This window comes from Brevundimonas sp. NPDC058933 (assembly GCF_049315965.1).
In the GTDB taxonomy this organism is placed as follows: Bacteria; Pseudomonadota; Alphaproteobacteria; order Caulobacterales; family Caulobacteraceae; genus Brevundimonas.
This window is the reverse complement of the sequence record NZ_JBMOSL010000003.1, coordinates 1-17,330: the sequence shown is the minus strand read 5'-3', so window position 1 is coordinate 17,330 and position 17,330 is coordinate 1. Positions and strand designations below refer to the sequence as shown.

16 protein-coding genes are annotated in these 17,330 nt (G+C 66.1%); 9 read left to right on the top strand and 7 right to left on the bottom strand.

Annotated features, from left to right (window positions below; all coding sequences use genetic code 11):
* Positions 1 to 27 precede the first annotated feature (27 nt).
* Positions 28 to 273, top strand: a complete 246-nt coding sequence (locus tag ACOZBP_RS08200; RefSeq protein ID WP_422675929.1) for a hypothetical protein — start codon at positions 28 to 30, stop codon at positions 271 to 273.
* Between the two features lie 37 nt (positions 274 to 310).
* The gene (locus ACOZBP_RS08195) at positions 311 to 586 is read left to right on the top strand and encodes a hypothetical protein (RefSeq protein WP_422675928.1); all 276 of its coding nucleotides are present in this window, start codon (positions 311 to 313) and stop codon (positions 584 to 586) included.
* On the opposite strand, the gene ACOZBP_RS08190 is transcribed toward ACOZBP_RS08195, so the two are convergent.
* The gene (locus ACOZBP_RS08190) at positions 583 to 2,202 is read right to left on the bottom strand and encodes a recombinase family protein (protein ID WP_422675927.1); all 1,620 of its coding nucleotides are present in this window, start codon (positions 2,200 to 2,202) and stop codon (positions 583 to 585) included. The two genes, ACOZBP_RS08195 and ACOZBP_RS08190, sit on opposite strands and share 4 nt — an antisense overlap.
* Here ACOZBP_RS08190 and ACOZBP_RS08185 point away from each other — a divergent pair.
* The 3 genes from ACOZBP_RS08185 (at position 2,189) to ACOZBP_RS08175 (ending at position 3,841) form a co-directional block, all read left to right on the top strand.
* Positions 2,189 to 2,323 carry a DNA-3-methyladenine glycosylase I gene (locus tag ACOZBP_RS08185; protein WP_422676207.1) on the top strand — a complete coding sequence of 45 codons (135 nt, stop codon included), beginning with the start codon at positions 2,189 to 2,191 and terminating at the stop codon, positions 2,321 to 2,323. The genes ACOZBP_RS08190 and ACOZBP_RS08185 overlap by 14 nt on opposite strands.
* Positions 2,324 to 2,630: 307 nt before the next feature.
* A complete protein-coding gene (locus ACOZBP_RS08180; protein WP_422675926.1) occupies positions 2,631 to 3,074 on the top strand; it encodes an acetyltransferase in 444 nt (147 codons plus the stop codon).
* 173 nt (positions 3,075 to 3,247) lie between these two features.
* A complete protein-coding gene (locus tag ACOZBP_RS08175; protein ID WP_422676206.1) occupies positions 3,248 to 3,841 on the top strand; it encodes a ribonuclease HII in 594 nt (197 codons plus the stop codon).
* On the opposite strand, the gene ACOZBP_RS08170 is transcribed toward ACOZBP_RS08175, so the two are convergent.
* The 4 genes from ACOZBP_RS08170 to ACOZBP_RS08155 all read right to left on the bottom strand — a co-directional run bounded on the left by ACOZBP_RS08170 (position 3,838) and on the right by ACOZBP_RS08155 (position 8,350).
* A complete protein-coding gene (locus ACOZBP_RS08170) occupies positions 3,838 to 3,987 on the bottom strand; it encodes a hypothetical protein (protein ID WP_422675925.1) in 150 nt (49 codons plus the stop codon). The genes ACOZBP_RS08175 and ACOZBP_RS08170 overlap by 4 nt on opposite strands.
* A 38-nt stretch (positions 3,988 to 4,025) precedes the next feature.
* A complete protein-coding gene (locus tag ACOZBP_RS08165) occupies positions 4,026 to 5,066 on the bottom strand; it encodes a DNA adenine methylase (protein ID WP_422675924.1) in 1,041 nt (346 codons plus the stop codon).
* 9 nt (positions 5,067 to 5,075) lie between these two features.
* Positions 5,076 to 6,530, bottom strand: a complete 1,455-nt coding sequence (gene pyk, locus ACOZBP_RS08160; protein WP_422675923.1) for a pyruvate kinase — start codon at positions 6,528 to 6,530, stop codon at positions 5,076 to 5,078.
* Between the two features lie 131 nt (positions 6,531 to 6,661).
* A complete protein-coding gene (locus tag ACOZBP_RS08155) occupies positions 6,662 to 8,350 on the bottom strand; it encodes an alkaline phosphatase family protein (protein ID WP_422676205.1) in 1,689 nt (562 codons plus the stop codon).
* Between the two features lie 319 nt (positions 8,351 to 8,669).
* Between ACOZBP_RS08155 and ACOZBP_RS08150 the strand changes: the two genes are divergently transcribed.
* From ACOZBP_RS08150 to ACOZBP_RS08135, 4 genes are all read left to right on the top strand, one after another.
* A complete protein-coding gene (locus ACOZBP_RS08150) occupies positions 8,670 to 9,920 on the top strand; it encodes a TetR/AcrR family transcriptional regulator (RefSeq protein ID WP_422675922.1) in 1,251 nt (416 codons plus the stop codon).
* 274 nt (positions 9,921 to 10,194) lie between these two features.
* Positions 10,195 to 12,417 (top strand): TonB-dependent receptor, encoded by a 2,223-nt coding sequence (locus tag ACOZBP_RS08145; RefSeq protein WP_422675921.1) that lies wholly within the window; start codon positions 10,195 to 10,197, stop codon positions 12,415 to 12,417.
* 67 nt (positions 12,418 to 12,484) lie between these two features.
* Positions 12,485 to 14,062 (top strand): alkaline phosphatase D family protein, encoded by a 1,578-nt coding sequence (locus ACOZBP_RS08140; RefSeq protein WP_422675920.1) that lies wholly within the window; start codon positions 12,485 to 12,487, stop codon positions 14,060 to 14,062.
* A gap of 22 nt (positions 14,063 to 14,084) precedes the next feature.
* Positions 14,085 to 14,855: an acid phosphatase gene (locus ACOZBP_RS08135; RefSeq protein ID WP_422675919.1), complete on the top strand. Its 771-nt coding sequence runs from the start codon at positions 14,085 to 14,087 to the stop codon at positions 14,853 to 14,855.
* 478 nt (positions 14,856 to 15,333) lie between these two features.
* On the opposite strand, the gene ACOZBP_RS08130 is transcribed toward ACOZBP_RS08135, so the two are convergent.
* Positions 15,334 to 16,770: a M20/M25/M40 family metallo-hydrolase gene (locus ACOZBP_RS08130; protein WP_422675918.1), complete on the bottom strand. Its 1,437-nt coding sequence runs from the start codon at positions 16,768 to 16,770 to the stop codon at positions 15,334 to 15,336.
* Positions 16,771 to 16,860: 90 nt separating this feature from the next.
* Positions 16,861 to 17,100: a DUF3297 family protein gene (locus ACOZBP_RS08125; RefSeq protein ID WP_105564633.1), complete on the bottom strand. Its 240-nt coding sequence runs from the start codon at positions 17,098 to 17,100 to the stop codon at positions 16,861 to 16,863.
* Between the last annotated feature and the right edge of the window lie 230 nt (positions 17,101 to 17,330).

Genomic DNA, 17,330 nt, shown 5'->3' with positions numbered 1-17,330 from the left:
GATCACCATCACAAGATAACTATGACTATGAGCCACATCGTCACCCTGACGTTCACCCAAGACGTCATCCAAGAGCATATCGACCGCCATGGCGGCGCCATCGTTCCTCTGAACACGGAGGCCGAAGCGTGGTGCAAGACCGATTGCCAAGGGGCTTGGAAGTTCGTGAAGCTCCCGGTCGAAATGGGCGAACCTGTCGTGTTCATCTACGAGTTCGAGAGTGACCGGGACGCGACCCTCTTCGCCGTATTCCACGACGGGACCACGATCTAACCGGGCTTAATCCGCCATCCACGGGGCTAAATAAACCGTGCGTATCATCGACTATTATAAGGAAGAGCAAGTCTCGATCACCAACACCCATAGACGCCAGCATGCGCGACGCTACTGGCTTAGGGCGGTGATCGAGACGCTCCACGAGCGCGCCATTACCAACGATGCGCTACCGGTCCAAAAGGCCACCGACCTTCGCACGGTGCGTTGTCTACCGTTCTGGTGGGCTTTGTCAGACGACGAGCTATACGAACTCCGCGACTATCTCCGGCCCTACTTCAAACGCTCCGAGAACCGGGGCCAGCCTCTTTAAGCTGCGTCCAGAGCGGCGAGATCAGCGGCCCAAGCGTCCATCATGTCCTGACCGCCGACGCGGCCCGCATACCATTCATAGTCGCTGACCGGCCGCGCCCCGACGCGCTTTTGCTTCGGAAGGTCGGCTTTGAGCCGGTAGCGGAGGACGTAGACCGTATGGTCCTTGAAATGGATCATGACGTTGTGGTTCGGCGTCATGGCGATCTTATCGACCAACGCGGCCAGAGCCATGTTCAACCGTTGGCGAACCTCGCCCGGCTTATCGGCCTTAGAGAGTTGGTCGAACGCCGTGGTCAGGTCGCTCTGGTGTCGTGTGAGCGGCGCCGCCTCGCTGGCCAGACGTTGTTGAAGGCCGTCCAAACGGCTCTGGACGCTCTCCAGTTTGGCCTCTTCGTCGGCCAACGCCTTCGACATGGCGGGTGACCGTCGCGCCAGAAGCTCGCTCATGAGGAAGTCGATGTTCCCTTGGGTCGTCTCCAGATCACGCTTGGCCGAGGCAATCTCCGATTGGAGGCCCCGGAGCCGGGCGGACGCGGTGTCGTCGCTCAACTGGATTTCGCTGACCGTTTTGATGACCGCTTCCTCAAGTTTGTCGTAGTTGAAGCCTCGCTTGTTCGCGCAAACTCCGGCCTTGGACCCATAGCAGCGGAGGTATCTGATCCCGCCCGCGTGGGTCACGACCATCCGCCGCCGACACACACCACAAAGAGCCAGCCCCCGGAAAATGTTGGACGCGCCTTCGGCCCTACGGCCTGACCCCTCGCCACCGAAGCGGCGCGATTTGATCAAGGCTTGAGCCTTGAAGAACGTGTCGGGGTCGATGATCTGCGGAAAATAGTCAGGGACAACCGGGCCGACGATCTCGCCTTTGGATCGCGGCTGATACTCGCCCATGACGGCCCGGTTGCCGAGAATCTTCGAGATCGTGGCGGTGGACCATTCGAGATAGGTGTCTGAACGTCCGTTCCCCCATGCGGGAGACTCCGGCATGGCGTTCAGTGTTTTGGCGATCACCGAACACCCATGACCGGCGAGACAGAGATCGAAAATCTGGCGAACCATATCGACCCGTTCGGGACGCTCTGACCGATCTTGGTTGAGCCAGCCGGGGAGAGCCGTGGTCATGTTCACGCCCTTGGCTCTCGCCCGTTGCCAGTTGTCGGCGGTGCGAACGGATTTCTTGGCGCTTTCGTCATGGGCGCCAGCCATCTTCGCCAGCGGTTCGATGATCCGTGTCCACTGGTCATCGAAGGTGGCGTCGTTGAGCCGAGCGCCGTCCGCCACGGTGATGATGGTCACCCCGGCATTGGTGAAGGTGCGAAGCTGATCCCACGCCCTCATGACTTTCTCGCGGGACATGCGGTCGATCATTTCGACAAGGATGATGTCGCCCTGACCGAGATCGCCGGAGGCGACCCGCTTGAGAAGCTGACCCATCTTCCCGCGAATGTGGACGGCGTGGAACGCGGACTTGGCGCGGTCGATCAGGGGAGGCTCTGTGATCGCCAGCCCGTGCGCCTTGGCGTAGGCTTCCGCCATCTCCACCTGACGCTCCACGGACGTTCCGTGGCTTTGTTTTGAGCCGGAATAACGGGCGTAAATCAGGACTTTCATAGCCCCCGTCTACGCGACGCGGTTATTTTGTCAAACTGTCGCGGCGTGGATGCAGGCGGTCGGCATGGTCAACGACCACCAGACGACCTGCTTCCGGCATGGGGAGGTGGGCAATATCTGATTGGCGGCGTTGTGTAGAGGTCAGCGTTCGACCCGTTGCGCACCTTGGTGTGCGTTTTCACCTTCGTCATCCTCCGGCGAGCGCAGCGAGACCGGGGGACCCAGCGGCGCCGAAGGCGATCTGTTCACGAGAGATGTTCGACCATCGTCTGCGCGACAGGTTCGCGCTCTCGCGCGCCGCTGGGTCCCCCGGTCTGCGCCGCCGAGAGCGGCTTGCCGGAGGATGACGAAAGGGAAGAAAACGCCGCTCTAGGGATCGCCGCCTTCGACCCGTAGCGGACGAACAGGGGCACGGGTAAAGACAGCGCATGTTAGATTTCCGCCCTTCCACCCCCTCCGATCTGCCTCGCGTTATGGATATTTGGCGCGCAGCCGTTGACGCTACCCACGACTTCCTCGCCCCAAGCGACCGCGCTGCAATCGAGGCTGAGGTTCTGGAATTCTTCCCGCAGGTGTCTCTGCTTCTTGCTGTCGATAGTTCCGATGCGCCGCTCGGGTTCATGTTCTTGCATGACGGGCATCTGGAAGCGCTTTTCGTGTCCCCCGATCATCACGGCAAAGGCATTGGAAAAGCCCTCATCTGCAATGTCCTCGGCGCACATCCAAACCTGACGGTCGATGTGAACGAGCAGAATCCGAAAGCCCTCGGCTTTTACGAACATCTAGGCTTCGAACGTGTCGGGCGATCTGCTCTAGATGGTCAGGGACGCGCCTATGCGCTCATACATCTCCGCCGTGGCGCTGATAGCTGAGAGGTCCGCTTCCCACCCTTGGCTGACATTCAGAGTGTCCGCTTCCCGCCACGCCTATGCGATCAGAGGACCGCCTTCCGCCCCGCGCCGGTTCGTGGCACTGACGCGCGATGAGCCCGCCTAAACCTGCCGCCCCCAAGATTGTCCGCGCCTTCCCCACCCTGGCGCTGGAAATGCTGGCGCGCGAGGGCGGAAACGGCGGCCACGTCTGCGGCGTCGACGAAGCCGGGCGCGGACCCTGGGCCGGACCCGTGTCGGCGGCGGCGGTGATCCTCAATCCCGACGACCTGCCGCCCGGCATCGACGACTCCAAGGCCCTGACCGAGAAACGCCGCGCCGCGCTGGAGCCCGAGATCAAGGCCCGCGCCCTGGCCTGGGGCGTCGGCTTCGCTTCGGTCGAGGAAATCGAGGAACTGAACATCCTGCACGCCACCGGCCTGGCCATGTGTCGCGCCGTCGAGGCCCTGAGCATCAAGCCCGCCATCGCTCTGGTCGACGGCAACTACCGCTTCAAACTGCCCTGCGACGTGACCACCGTGGTCAAGGGGGACAGCCTGTCCCTGTCCATCGCGGCGGCCTCCATCCTGGCCAAGACGGCGCGGGATCGGCTGATGATCGAGCTGGATGGACAATACCCCGGCTACGGCTTCGCCAGCCACAAGGGCTACAACGCCCCCCTGCACCAGCAAGCGCTGAAGGCTCTCGGCCCCTGCCCGGCGCACCGGCCCAGCTGGGCGCCGATCAAGGCCTTGCTGGAAAGCGCCTAGCCGCTGGTTGCGCCCGCCACCAGCAGGCCCAGGATCACCACGACGGCCGCGATCAGCGCGAACAACAGCCAGTTGGGCAATCCGCCCGACGACTGTCGGCGAGGCTCTGAAGGCGAGGAATTCGAACGTTCGGTTGATGCGCTCATGGCACCGGTAACCTGATCAACACCCGATGGTTCCGCGATCAGGCGGCGACCGGCAGGCTGAGGGGTTCCGGGGTCACGACAAACAGATGCTCGACATTGCGCAGGCGACCGACGGCGCCGACCTTCTCGCCCTTGCGATTATGGATGCCGATGCGGGCGCCGACATAGCGGGGGCGCGCAATCTCGACCACCTGGACATGACCGCGCGCCGACAGCATGGCCGTCAGGTCGTCGCGGCTGAGATAGCCCTCGTCGTTGAAGCTGACGATCAGGTTGGGCGTCTTCAGCCGCTCGACCACGGATTGCAGGGCCGGGCCGATGCCGGGGCGGCTGTTGAAGGGACTCTTGCGGGTCCGCACGTCCACCCGCTTGTTGGCGATCCCATAGGTCTCGGGCTTGTCCCACAGCACCAGGCTTTCCCAGCAGTGGTAGTTGGCCAGATAGGAATGCTGGTTGTAGGGCGGGTCCAGGTAGACCAGGTCGGCCTCGACCTGATCCGCGATCTCGACCGCGTCGCCTTGCGTCGCCCGGCAAGCCCCCGCCGCCACGCCGGGCAGCAGGTCCGGCAGCCTCAACTCCAGCGGCTTCAGGGCGCGCGGCGCCCAGCGCTTCATATAGGCCATCTGCAGACCCGCCGTGGAATCCACCCGGTCCGCCGCCTCCATCAGGGCGACCAGAACCACGGCCTTCAACTCCGGTTCCAGACCCATGGCCTCGATGCGCGTCCGCATGACGTCGATCCGGGCGCCGTTGTCTGGGTGGAAGAAGCGGGCGTCCTCGCAAAAGGCCTTGGTGAACCAGCCGGCCTCGGGCGTCAGGGTTCGCAGCTCCGCCAGAACCGTCTCGGCCTTGTCGGTCCAGCGTTCCCGGTCGGCCTGGACATAGGCGGTGGCCAGCGTGTGGGCATAGGCGTTGTGATCATTGGACCAGACGCGGAAACCCTGCCCCTTCAAGGCATGGCCGACCCGGGCCGAGCCGGAAAACAGATCGCAGACCGTCCCGCCGTCCGGCAAGGCGGCGCGAACGGCGCCCGTCACATGGCCCAGAAGCGCGCGCTTTGAGCCGATGTATTTTATCATCCGGTCCCGTCAGATCTTCCGGGCGTTCTTCGCCCCGCCGGCAGCATGGGCCGGAGCATGGGCCAGACGCAACAGATTCGCAGCCCCCGGCGCGCCGAAGGGCGTTCCCGCCAGGATCAGGATGCGCTGGCCCGGCTCGGCCAGGCCATAGGTCATGGCGCTTTGCACGGCATCATCCGTCAGGCCTTCCAGCGACGTCGGTTGCTCGCCCAGACGCGGCTCCAGCCCCCAGACCAGCGACAAACGACGCGCCGTCTCCGGCTTGGGCGTCAGGGCCAGCACCGGCTGCAGGGGCCGCTCGCGCGACATCCGCCGCGCCGTGCCGCCCAGCGTCGTGAACACCACCATGCAGGCGGTCGAGGCCGCCTCCGCCGCCTTGCGCGCCGCCGCCACAAGGGCATCGACGTCGTGAATATCCATGCCCGCGTGCTCGGCGTCCATCAGGCCGGGCCACAGGGGGTCGCGCTCCACCCGCTCCATGATGCGGTTCATGATCTGCACCGCCTCCATCGGATAGTCGCCCGACGCCGTCTCCGCCGACAGCATCAGGGCGTCGGCCCCCTCATAAACGGCGTTGGCCACGTCAGACGCCTCGGCCCGCGTCGGGGCCGGCGAACTGGTCATCGACTCCAGCATCTGGGTCGCCACGATGGCGGGCACGCCGCGCTGGCGGGCGGCGCGCAGGATCTTCTTCTGGGCGACCGGCACTTCTTCCGGCTCCATCTCGACGCCCAGATCGCCGCGCGCGACCATGACGCCGTCGCAGTAGTCGAGGATGCTCTCCAGATCATTCAGGGCCTGGGGCTTTTCGATCTTGGCCAGACAGGCGGCCTGACCGTTCACCAGCCGTTTCAGCTCGGCCATATCCTCGGCCTTCTGCACGAAGCTGAGGGCCACCCAATCGACGCCGAGGCGCAGGGCGAAGGCCAGGTCCTCGCGGTCCTTGGGGGTCAGGGCGGACACCGGAATGACCGCCTCCGGCACCGCCACGCCCTTGCGGTCCGACAGCTTGGAGCCGCTCTCGACCGTCACATCGGCCCATTCGTCCGAGCGCTCGCCGACCCGCAGGCGGATGCGGCCGTCGTCGATCAGCAGCAGCATGCCGGTGCGCAGGGCCTTGAAGATTTCCGGGTGCGGCATCTGCACCCGCGTCGCGTCGCCCGGCGCCGGATCCAGGTCGAAGCGCATCTTGTGGCCGGGCTTGATGGTGATCTCGACATCGGCGAACCGGCCCAGGCGCAGCTTCGGCCCCTGCAGGTCGGCCAGAACGCCCAGCGGGCGTTTCAGCGCCATCTCGGCGCCGCGCACGGCCTTGAGCGCCGCCGCGTGATCCTCATGCGAGCCGTGGCTGAAATTCAGGCGGAAGACGTCCACCCCGGCCTGGGCCAGCGCCTTGACGGTGGCGGGCGCTCGGCTTGCGGGCCCCAAGGTCGCGACGATGCGCGCGCGGCGGGCTCTGTTCATAGTGTTTCCTCGTGGCTCTACAGGCCGAGCCTCCCCTCAGAGGCTTTGCACCCTTGTGCCAACGAAACGCGGGGGAGGTAAGACCACGCCCCCGGCCGGAAACACGAGTTTATGAGCCCTGAAACACGACGTTACGGCTTTTGGGCCTCGCAGCGCCCCGCAGCGAACTGCGGCAGGTCCATGCAGCGACCGTCCAGCGCGTCCGCCGGCTTGACCCCGATCAGGTGGGCCAGGGTCGGAGCGATGTCGATGGTCCGCATCGGCAGGAAGCGTTCCTGACCCTCGGCGCCCGGCCACCAGAAGATGATCGGCACGCGGCGATCATAGTCCCAGGGCGATCCGTGGCTGGAAATCGTCGCCCCCACGCGACCCGACCCGGTCAGGCCGGGCTGATACGAGCGCATGATGTCGGGCGAGCGCCCCGCCACCGCCGACAGGCGCAGACGCTGGCGCAGGCTCAACGCCTCGGGGTTGTCCGAAGCGGGCATCGGCTCCGTCAGCAGCTCGTCGCGCGACACCGCCAGCGCCACCTGCGGCTCGGCGGTCAGCAAGTCCACCGCGGCCGCCAGAACCTCGCTGCGCAGCGGCTCGGCCAGCGACTTCCTGACTCCATCGACCACGATCAGACCGCCCGCCGACGACACCAGGGGGTTGGCCGTCAGGTTGAAGCGGGCCTTCAGGGCGTCATTGACGCGCGGCATCAGCCCACGATCCACCCGCCCCGCCGCCGGATAGCCCTCGACCGCGGACCGCTCGGGGAAGTCCGAGCCGCCATGGTCGGCGGTCAGCACCACGACCGCGCCGCCCGGGATGGTCGACAGCTTGTCCAGGAAGACGCCGAGAGCCGCATCGAGGCGCAGCATCTGCTCGCACATCTCGGGACCCTGCGTGCCGTAGCCGTGACCGATGCGGTCAGTGGCCGACAGGCTGACGCCCAGCATGTCCGTGACGCCGCGGCGGCCCAGTTGCTGGTTGTCCAGCAGTTCGACGGCGCCCTCCAGCGTCAGCTCGTCCAGGAGGGGGGAGCTGTCGAGGGTGAAGTTCGACGGCGGCACGGTCGAGTTGAAGGTCTGCCCGCCGATGACCCACTGGCCTTCCAGACGACGGCAGGCCTCGTGGCTATAGGTCCAGGTCGGGGCCGCCCGCGTGAAACGGTCGATCATCCGCGCATTGATCGCCGTCACCGGCGCCAGCTTCGCCTCGGCTGACTGTCCCGGCTCGACATAGGTGGTGAAGCCGAAATCGGCGGTCAGCCAATAGGCGCCGTCGCCCTTGTGGCCGGCCAGATTGATGGCCCCGCGATCCTTACCGGAAATGCCGAAGACGCGGCTGGTCGGGCTGACCGACTTCAGCCAGTCGCCCAGTGTCGTGGCCTTCAGCTGATCCGGGCCGACCGGTCCGTTATCGGTGTTCTTGCCGTGCGCCAGGGTGTTCTGCGGCGCGGCCAGGCAATAGGTCTCCTTGCCCGTCGTGGTGTCGATCCAGTCGTTGGCGGGGATGCCGCTGTGCGTCGGATGCACGCCCGTCAGGACGGTGGAGTGACCGGCGCAGGTCACGGTGACGCCGTGCGTCTGATAGCCGTTGATCGAGACCATGCCCTGATCGGCCAGGGTCTTCAGCCCGCCGGTGAACTGGCCGCGATACTGGTTGAACAGATTGGCGCTCAACTGATCGACCACCAGGGTCACGACCAGGGCTGGCGCGGCGCGCTGTGCGGTCGCGGCGACGGGCTGAGCCGCCTGCTGCGCCATCGCCGGGAGAGCCGCGCCCGCCAGAAGGACCAACGCCAGGGTCGGAGCCAGAATGCGGCTGAAGATCATCTTGAACACCGGGAAACACTGAGAATGCTGGCTGACTACCCCCCCAGCGTAACGGCGCCAAGACAACCAGGCGGATCCAGCGTCATCAATCGCGCTAGCCGAATGCAGCAACATTAAAGACTGGCGCCCAGACCCGCGAAGATGGCCAGGGCCGAGAACGCGGCGCCCACGCTGCACGACGCCGCCGCTCGCTCGTTTGGAGTTTCGAATGCACCATCACCGGCTCCGGCGAACGGCTTCAGATGCGACATTTCGACAACTCTGGAAAATGCCTGTCGCTCACACTCGACAGCCCTTCCTTGAGGCCACATTGAGGATCATGCCTCCAATCCCAGCGACCAGCCGCACCGCCGACGCCGAGCAGATCATCAATGCGGCCATCGATCATGCGTCGGCGCATGGGCTGCACAATTTGACGATGCGTGACCTGGCTCAGGCGGTCGGCAAGAGCACGACGGTCATCGTCAACCTGTTCGGCGCCAAATCCGGTCTGGTCCATGCGATCGGCGAGGAGGCGCTGCGACGGGATGCGGACTTCCATACGAGCTTTTTCCAGTCAGTCGCCGATCTGCCCCTGAGCCGTGACAACCTCATGGTTCTGGTGCGGCACTATCTACGCCGTCGCGTCTCGGACGATTGCGGGTTCGCCCGGATCTGGGAAGCCCTGCTGATCGACAGCGAGATCACAACGGAACGCCAGGATTTGATCCGGCGATGGGCCGCCATGCGAAAGACGGCCTGGCGCGATCACCTGTCTGCGGATTCCCGACTTGCAGCCTTTGCAGACCCTCTCGTCGACTGGACGACCATCGAACAGTTCTACGCTGGCGCGCTTCTGGATCGGCTCGACTATCAGGTCATAGCGGACGAGGGTTTGGGAGGGCTGATCGACCGCGCCTTCGGCCAGTCGGACGGACCGGCGACTGCGACCTTCTGGTATCGCGAGAACCTGATCCTGCCCCAGGCGCCGGCGGCAGGCCTGGAACCGGATTCGATGCGTCTCAAGCTGCTGAACATCGCGGCCGACCAGATCCTGGCGCGAGGCGTCACCGCTCTGACCAACCGCTCCGTCAGCGCGGTGGCGGGGACGTCGACGTCGACGATCGCCTATCACTGGCCGGACATGCGCCGCTTCGTTCTGGACGCCGTCTGGCACAGCGTCTTCCGCGACATGCCCCGCTATCTGGCAGGGCAACAGCCTGAGGGCGACCCGGCGGCGGCCGATCTGGATAGCTGGGCGCGGATCATGGCGCCGACCGTTTCTATTCAGCCGGACGCCGAAGGCTTCTACGTCAAGTATGTGCGGCTGATCGCCAGTGTCTGCATGGAGGCGCGACGCGACCCTTCGCTGCGCGACCTGGCCATGCTGCTGCGAGGCCCCGAGGGAGGCGGCACCTATTACAACAGCGCAGGCGTCTGGCCCGCTGAATTCGACCTCAATCGACTGGCGGCGACCCGGTTCGCCCTCTGGGTCAAGGCCGCCGCCCTGATGGCTTGCGCCAGTGGAACCGCCCTCTCGGAGGCGGATCTTCGCGCGGCCGCGCTCCAACTGGTCCCGCGCCACGCCTGATCGAACGTGCGTTATTCTCACATCGAACGCGGGCTGAGAGCACTGACAAGAACACTTCAGATAGACGTCACAAAAGCATAGCTCGCTCGATCTATTGCCGATCTCGTTGTCGAACAGTTGTTTTTCTGACTCGACGAAGGTCGCCTCGCCTGTCCTCCCCGCTGCGTGAGACGCCTCGATCAACGGCTGGACAAGACGGCTGTTCGACAACGTTCAGAAACACTTCGACGGCTGTGGGAGGGGGTATCCCGCGCGTCGCCCGATGGATCGACACATGAAACGTCTTCTTCTCGGCGCCTCAAGCGCCGTCCTGACCCTGGCGGCGGCCCTGCCCGCAACAGCCATGGGTAATAATCCGGCCTCCAGCGAACCTCAGGCCACGACGGTGCAGGACATCGTCGTCACCGCCCAGCGCCGCGCGCAGGCCAGCCAGGATGTGGGGGCCGCCCTGTCCGTGATCGGCGGCGAAGACCTGGACGAAAAGGGCATCAACGTCATCAACGATATCGAGAACGTCGTGCCCAACATGGAGGTCGACAGCCAGTTCGGCAGCGGCCAACCCGCCTTCCGCATCCGCGGCATCGGCACGCGCGAATACTCCTCCAACAACGCCTCGACCGTGGGCGTCTATGTCGACGAAGTGGCGCATCCCTATACGATCACGACCCAGGGCGCGATGTTCGACATCGCCCGTCTGGAAGTGCTGCGCGGACCGCAAGGCACGCTCTATGGACGCAACACCACGGGCGGCGCCGTCAACATCATCACCAACGCCCCGACGGCCGACACCCGCGCCGGCTTCACCGCCGAATACGGCTCCTACGACCGCTACAAGGTCGAGGGCTATGTATCCGGCCAGATCGCGCCCGGCCTGCTGGGCCGCCTGGCCGCCGTCACCGAACAGGGCGGCGCCTGGCAGTATCACCGCACGACCGGCGAGAAGCTGGGCGATCGCGACAAGACCGCCGTGCGCGGCCGCCTGACCTGGGACGCCTCGCCGGACGTGACCGTCGATCTGGCCGCCACCTACCAGATCGACAAGTCGGACGGCCTGGGTTTCCGCCTGCGCGCGCCCTACCCTGTCTTCGACGGCAGCATCACCTATCCCGCCGACACGGCTCGCCGCATTACCGGATGGCGAATTTCTGAAGCCCTGGCCGGGGTGTCCGGCCGCAGCCTTGACGCCAAGCCGGGTCGCGACAACGACGGCCTGGACCTCAGCGCCCGCATCCGCGCTGACCTGGGGTGGGCTACGCTGAACACCATCACCGCCTACCAAACCTTCAGCCGGTCGGAATACAACGACTGGGACGGCACGCCGGCGGCTGAATCCGACGTCTATTTCTACAACGACATCAAGGCCTTCTCGCAGGAGGCCCGACTGTCGAACGAGGTCGGTCGCCTGAACTGGATGGTCGGCGCCCACTATGCTGACGAAAGCATCGAGGGCGGTTTCTACACCGAGTTCCGCGGCGCCAACCGCAACCTGATCAACACCCCCTATGACCAGTCGGTTCAGGCGGCGGGCGTCTTCACGCACAACAGCTTTGCTCTGACGGATCGCCTCAGCCTGATCGCCGGCCTGCGCTACGAAAACGAGGACCGCAGCCTGACCACCACCGGCACGCGCCGCCTGAACCTTCCGGTCGGACCGGAGACGACCTACGAGACCTCGCTTTCGGAATGGACCGGCCGCTTTGGTCTGGAATACGACCTGGCTGAAAACGCCCTGCTCTACGCCAGCGTGGCGCGCGGCGTGAAGTCCGGCGGCTTCACCACCTACAACGGCCAGTCGCAGACGCCCTTCAAGCCCGAAGTCGTCATCGCCTATGAGACCGGGATCAAGTCCGACCTGTTCGACAACACCCTGCGCGTCAACGGCGCGGTCTTCTTCTACGACTACGAAAACCAGCAGATCCAGGGCACTGAATACAGCCGCGAGACCGGCCAGCTGGGCAAGATCACCAATGTGCCCAAGTCAGAAATCTATGGCGGCGAGATCGAGCTGACATGGACCCCGTTCCCGGGCCTGACGATCAGCCAGAACTTCGGCTACAAGGAAGGCGAATACAGCGAATACTTCGCCATCGACGCCGCCGCGACCAACGCCGCCAACCCGATCGACGGCCCCTGGGACATCATCATCTCGAACGACCGTTCGGGCGAGCCGCTGCAGTTCCCGAAGTTCAACTACGGCGGTTCGGTCGCCTATGACTGGTCGATGCTGGGCTTCGACTGGCGCGCAGAGACCAACTACAACCAGCGCGACGGCATCTACAACGCCGCCTCGGCCTCGGTTCTGCCGGGCTACTGGCTGTGGAACGCCAACTTCAGCATGGGCCCGTCCGACGCGAACTGGCGCGCCAGCCTCTATGCGCAGAACCTCTTCAACACCGAGTATGAAGAGACGCGCAACAACTTCAACGGCGGCGCTCGCCCGACCAACTCGCCCAATCAGGGCCGCACGGTCGGCGTGCGCCTGACGATGGACTTCTAAGCGCCGCATCCTTCCCGGCGGGCCGGCTCGCCCGGCCCGCCGACTTTCACCCGCCGGGACGCCGTTGATGACCCTGTTCAAAACCACATCGTCGATGAACCGGCGCGCCCTGATCGGCGGCCTGGTCGCCGCCCCGGCCATGCTGCACTTCGGCCGCGCGCAGGCTGGCGGCGCCTATCTGTTTCACTTGGGCGTCGCCAGCGGCGATCCCTGGCCGGACGGCTTTGTCCTGTGGACCCGCCTCGCCGCCGACCCGATCTCGCCAGACGGTCTGGGCGGCCTGCACCTTCCCATGGAAGTCCGGTGGGAAGTCGCATCCGACGAGCGCTTCACCAGGATCGCTGCGACGGGGCGCGTCACGGCTGACGTCTCGACCGCCCACGCTGTCCACATCGAGGTCCAGGGCCTACGTCCCGGACGCCCATACTGGTATCGCTTCACAGCCGCCGGCCAACAGAGCCCGATCGGTCTGGCGCGCACCGCCCCGGCGCCGGATGCCGACGTCGACCATTTGAAACTGGCCGTGGCCTCCTGCTCGAACTGGGAGGTCGGCTATTTCAGCGCCTATGGCCATATGGCGGATGAAGCGCCCGACCTCACCCTGTTCCTGGGCGACTATATCTACGAATACAGCCGCACCGGCGAGCGGGCGGCGAACAATGTGCGGAACTATGGTTTCGAGGAAGCCACCACCCTGGCCGGCTATCGCAACCGCTACGCCCTGCACCGCACCGACGCCGATCTTCAGCGCCTGCACGCCGCCGCGCCCTGTCTGGTCACCTGGGACGACCACGAGGTGCTGAACAACTATTCCGGCGTCTGGTCCGACAAGGACGGCAGGCCGGCCGACTTTCTGAAGCGCCGCGCCGCCGGCTATCAGGCCTTCTACGAGGCCATGCCCATCCGCCGCACCCGCATCGATTCCCGGCTGCAAATGCCGATCCACAAGCGCATCCGCTACGGCAAACTGGCCGAGTTCTATATGCTGGACGGCCGCCAGTATCGCTCGCGCGGCGCCTGCGTCGACGAGGGCGGGGCCAGGGGTCAGATCGTCACCGACAGCCAGTGCTCGGACCGGCTGGACCCGTCACGCACCTTCCTGGGGTTCGAACAGGAGCGCTGGCTATACGACGGCCTGGCTCGAACCGAGGCTCAGTGGAACATCCTGGGGCAGGACCTGGTCATGGCGGGCCTGCGGTTCGAGAACCGAGGCGACGAGACCCGCTACTGGACCGACACATGGGACGGCTTCCCCGCAGCGCGCGTGCGGATGACCGAAGCCCTTCACACGCTGAAGCCGCGCAATCCTGTGGTGTTGTCCGGCGACTACCATTCCTTCTGGACCAACGACGTCCTGCTGAACAGCGAAGACGAAAACTCCCCCGTCGTGGCGACCGAGTTCGTCGGCACCTCCATCACGTCCGGCGGACCGCCCCATGAAGGGCTGATGTCGGCCATGCCCGCCAACCCGCACATCAAATTCTTCGAAAGCCGCGTGCGGGGCTATATCTCCATCGACGTCCGCCCCGACCGGATGACCACCCGCTACCAGGCCATCAGCGACGTGCGCGATCCAAAGGCGGCCTTGTCCACACTCAACACCTGGGTCGTCGAAGACGGCCGTCCCGGCGCCCAGATCGTCTGACACGCCCAGCCCCAGAGCATCCATGAGCCTTCTTCTCCCCGGCCGCCGCCTGGCGACGACCGTCCTGGCGTTCGCCCTTGTCGGCTGCGCCTCCGCCCCCGCTTCGCCGCCGACCTTCTGGACCGGATTCCGCGACCATCCGCACGGCTATCTGGACAAGGCGCACGCCCCGAACGCCGCCGTCTTCCTGCCCGCTCCGCCCGAGGCCGGCTCACTACGGGAACAGGACGACATCGCCCGCTATCGCTATACCCGAACTCTGAAGGGCACGCCGCGCTGGGAGCAGGCCCGGGCCGACAACGAGATCGAGACTCCGTCTGCGCCCCGCGTCTTCAACGAGGCCCTCGGAATCGACTTCGTTCCCGAGCGCATGCCGACCCTGACCCGGCTGCTGGGGCGCATGCTGGGAGACCTGGAGACCGTCCAGACCCCGGCCAAGCGCGGCTACTTCCGTATCCGCCCGTTCGTATCCGAACCTGCCGAGACCTGCTTTCCGCCAGAAACCTGGCTTGCGGACAGCGGATCCTACCCCTCCGGTCATTCCGCCCTGGGCTGGGCCTGGGCACTGGTGCTGGCGGAAATGGCGCCGGACCGCGCCGACGAGATTCTCGCGCGGGGGCTGGCCTATGGCGAAAGCCGCATGGTCTGCGGCGTCCACTACGCCAGTGATGTAGAGGCCGGCCGGATCGTCGGCGCCGCCCTGGTCGCGGCGCTGAAGGCCGACCCCGCCTATCGCGCCGACTTCGCCGTCGCCGCCAGCGAACTGAGCCGGGCGCGAGCAGCCCCCCGGTGACCGCCGGCGCCGAGTTCGCACCCTCCGGCGTCACTCGCTCCGGATGGCCCCAGGAGTGCGTGTCGGGCGACTGACATGGTGGTGCGGGCGGCCGGGGTCGAACCGGCATGGGCAATGCCCGACGGATTTTCATACCACTTCGACTTTCGCCGCCACCCGAGGGCGTTCGTGGTCTGGACTATCCCTTCGTCATAGCCGCAAGGCCTTAGACGCCGCCCGTCTAGTCTCTACACCTTCCCGTCACGAATGACGGGCTTGGCTCGGGATCGCCATTTCACAGGGTTCCCCGAATTTGAGCGGTTCTACGTCCGGGATTTCCCCCGGCGCACTCAATCCTCAGCTTAAGTCCGTTGCGTCTACCAGTTTCGCCACGCCCGCGGGCCGAGCAGAATCTATAGCCGCCTCTGGCGTTTGAGCCAAGGCGAGGCCGCCCTCTAATGACCTGGCGGCGCCTTCCCGCCTGGAAGAACGCCGGCCTTTATGGCTTCGCCGGAGCAGCCGCCGCACGCAGGGCCCGAAAGTCCACGTCGGAATCGGCGATCAGCCGAACCAGGGCGGCCCAGGCGGCGACGTTCTGGGTCATCTGCGCCGGATCAATCTTGTCCAGAGTGTCGTCAGCTGTGTGATGCAGGTCGAAGTAGCGGGTCCCGTCCTGCGACAGACCGAAGACCGGCACGCCGGCTCCCGCCAACGGGCCGATGTCCACGCCGCCGTGCAGTTCCGGCTCGTTCGACGGCAGGACGCCGATCGGACGCAGCACCCGCGCGGCTATCCTGGCGAAGTCGGACCCTTGCGCGCCCGGCGGCGTCTTCAGGGCATAGATGCGGTCGGCGCCGAAGTCACTCTCGCCCGCGATGACGTGCTTTTCGACGCCCGCCGCGCCGATGTTGCGCAAATAGGCGCCGCCCCCGTTGCCGGTGTCGGTCGGCTGGGCCACCTCTTCCGAACCATAGAGGACCACGCGCACGGTGCGGTCCGGACGGCCCTGGTCGGCGATCAGCTTGGCCGCCGCCAGGGTGATGGCGCCGCCCGCCGCGTCGTCGATGGCGCCGGTGCCCAGATCCCAGCTGTCCATGTGCGAGCCCAGGACGATGATCTCGTCCGGTCGCGTCGCGCCGACGATGTCGCCGATCACGTTCTGGCTGTGGGTCTGATAGGTATGGGCGGTGGATTTCAGGCGCAGCCGCACCGGCTCGCCCATCTTCACCAGCCGCGCTACCTGGTCGGCATCCGGCGCGCTCAGCGCAAAAGCCGGCAGCGGCACCTTGCCCTCGACATAGCGGGTGGTGCCGGTGTGCGGCATCCGGTGCTCGTCCGAACCGGCCGACCGCATGACGAAGGCGACGGCGCCGCGCTTGGCGGCCTCGGTCGGGCCCACGCCGCGAATGCGCGACAGCGAGCCATAGCCCGAACCGTCCTGCATCTTGACCATCTGGCCGCCATCGACGACCGCAATCTTGCCCGTAAGCGACCCGACCGGCGCGGCCAGCAGGGCGTCCAGACCGTCGAAGAAGACCACGTCGGCCTCGATGCCGTCAGCCGGCGTGGCGATGGAGTGGCCCAGGGCGGCGGCGACCAGACGCTGCGGGCGGGCGCCCAGCAGTTCGGCGCTCTCTTCGCCCCGCTCCCAGCCGACCAGCGGGAACTGCTCGATGCGGACGTTCTGGAAGCCGTGGGCGCGCATATAGTCGGCGGCCCAGTCGGCGGCGGCCTGCTCCGAGCGCGAGCCCGCCGGGCGGGCGCCGAAACGGGTGGTGATCTGGGTGACGTAGTCGAGGGCGATGTTCGACTGCAGCGCCGTGTCGCGCACCTGCTCGGCGGCGCGGATGGTCGCGGCGTCCTGCGCCAGAACCGGCGTGGCGATCAGGCCCAGCGCCATTGCGCTGGCGGCCATCAGACGGGCGTTGAACGACATGGAGCGCCTCCCAGACTCACAAACAAGGCGCGGACCCTAGCGGGCGAAGCCTGCGACCGAAAGCCTCAGACGCCGCCCGCGAGGATAGAATCACTCGCCCTTGAGGAAGGGCTCGACCGGACCTTGCAGCTTGACGGTCAGGGCCTTGCCGCGACGGTCGACGCGGTTGCCGACGGCCAGACGGACCCAGCCTTCCGAGACGCAGTATTCCTCGACGTTGGTCTTTTCCTCGCCCTTGAACAGGATGCCGATGCCGCGGGCCAACAGGTCGGCGTCGTGGAAGGGGCTGTCGGGATCGACCGAAAGGCGGTCAGGCAGGGCGTCGGACATGGGATGGTCTCGCGAAAATCGAAGCGCGCTGAATAGCGGCGCGCGGCCGGTCTGCCAACCGCGCCGTTGTCCGGAGCGCTCTTACTGGACCGACTGCCGGGCGGCGGCGGCCGGCTGGCCAGCCTCGGCGGCGGGCGGCGTATAGGGGCGCGGACCGGCCTCGGCCGGGGCGGCGGCCGGCGTTGCGGGCCGGGCCGCAGGGCGCGGGGCCGGACGCTGGGCCGCAGGGC

What these genes read in the sequence shown, in the direction of transcription:
- ACOZBP_RS08130 (WP_422675918.1), bottom strand. Translation starts at nt 16,770, where the DNA reads ATGTCGTTCAACGCCCGTCTGATGGCCGCCAGCGCAATGGCGCTGGGC.
- ACOZBP_RS08170 (WP_422675925.1), bottom strand. Translation starts at nt 3,987, where the DNA reads ATGAGCGCATCAACCGAACGTTCGAATTCCTCGCCTTCAGAGCCTCGC.
- ACOZBP_RS08175 (WP_422676206.1), top strand. Translation starts at nt 3,248, where the DNA reads ATGCTGGCGCGCGAGGGCGGAAACGGCGGCCACGTCTGCGGCGTCGAC.
- ACOZBP_RS08155 (WP_422676205.1), bottom strand. Translation starts at nt 8,350, where the DNA reads ATGATCTTCAGCCGCATTCTGGCTCCGACCCTGGCGTTGGTCCTTCTG.
- ACOZBP_RS08145 (WP_422675921.1), top strand. Translation starts at nt 10,195, where the DNA reads ATGAAACGTCTTCTTCTCGGCGCCTCAAGCGCCGTCCTGACCCTGGCG.
- ACOZBP_RS08140 (WP_422675920.1), top strand. Translation starts at nt 12,485, where the DNA reads ATGACCCTGTTCAAAACCACATCGTCGATGAACCGGCGCGCCCTGATC.
- ACOZBP_RS08200 (WP_422675929.1), top strand. Translation starts at nt 28, where the DNA reads ATGAGCCACATCGTCACCCTGACGTTCACCCAAGACGTCATCCAAGAG.
- ACOZBP_RS08165 (WP_422675924.1), bottom strand. Translation starts at nt 5,066, where the DNA reads ATGATAAAATACATCGGCTCAAAGCGCGCGCTTCTGGGCCATGTGACG.
- ACOZBP_RS08125 (WP_105564633.1), bottom strand. Translation starts at nt 17,100, where the DNA reads ATGTCCGACGCCCTGCCTGACCGCCTTTCGGTCGATCCCGACAGCCCC.
- ACOZBP_RS08150 (WP_422675922.1), top strand. Translation starts at nt 8,670, where the DNA reads ATGCCTCCAATCCCAGCGACCAGCCGCACCGCCGACGCCGAGCAGATC.
- ACOZBP_RS08135 (WP_422675919.1), top strand. Translation starts at nt 14,085, where the DNA reads ATGAGCCTTCTTCTCCCCGGCCGCCGCCTGGCGACGACCGTCCTGGCG.
- ACOZBP_RS08180 (WP_422675926.1), top strand. Translation starts at nt 2,631, where the DNA reads ATGTTAGATTTCCGCCCTTCCACCCCCTCCGATCTGCCTCGCGTTATG.
- ACOZBP_RS08190 (WP_422675927.1), bottom strand. Translation starts at nt 2,202, where the DNA reads ATGAAAGTCCTGATTTACGCCCGTTATTCCGGCTCAAAACAAAGCCAC.
- pyk (WP_422675923.1), bottom strand. Translation starts at nt 6,530, where the DNA reads ATGAACAGAGCCCGCCGCGCGCGCATCGTCGCGACCTTGGGGCCCGCA.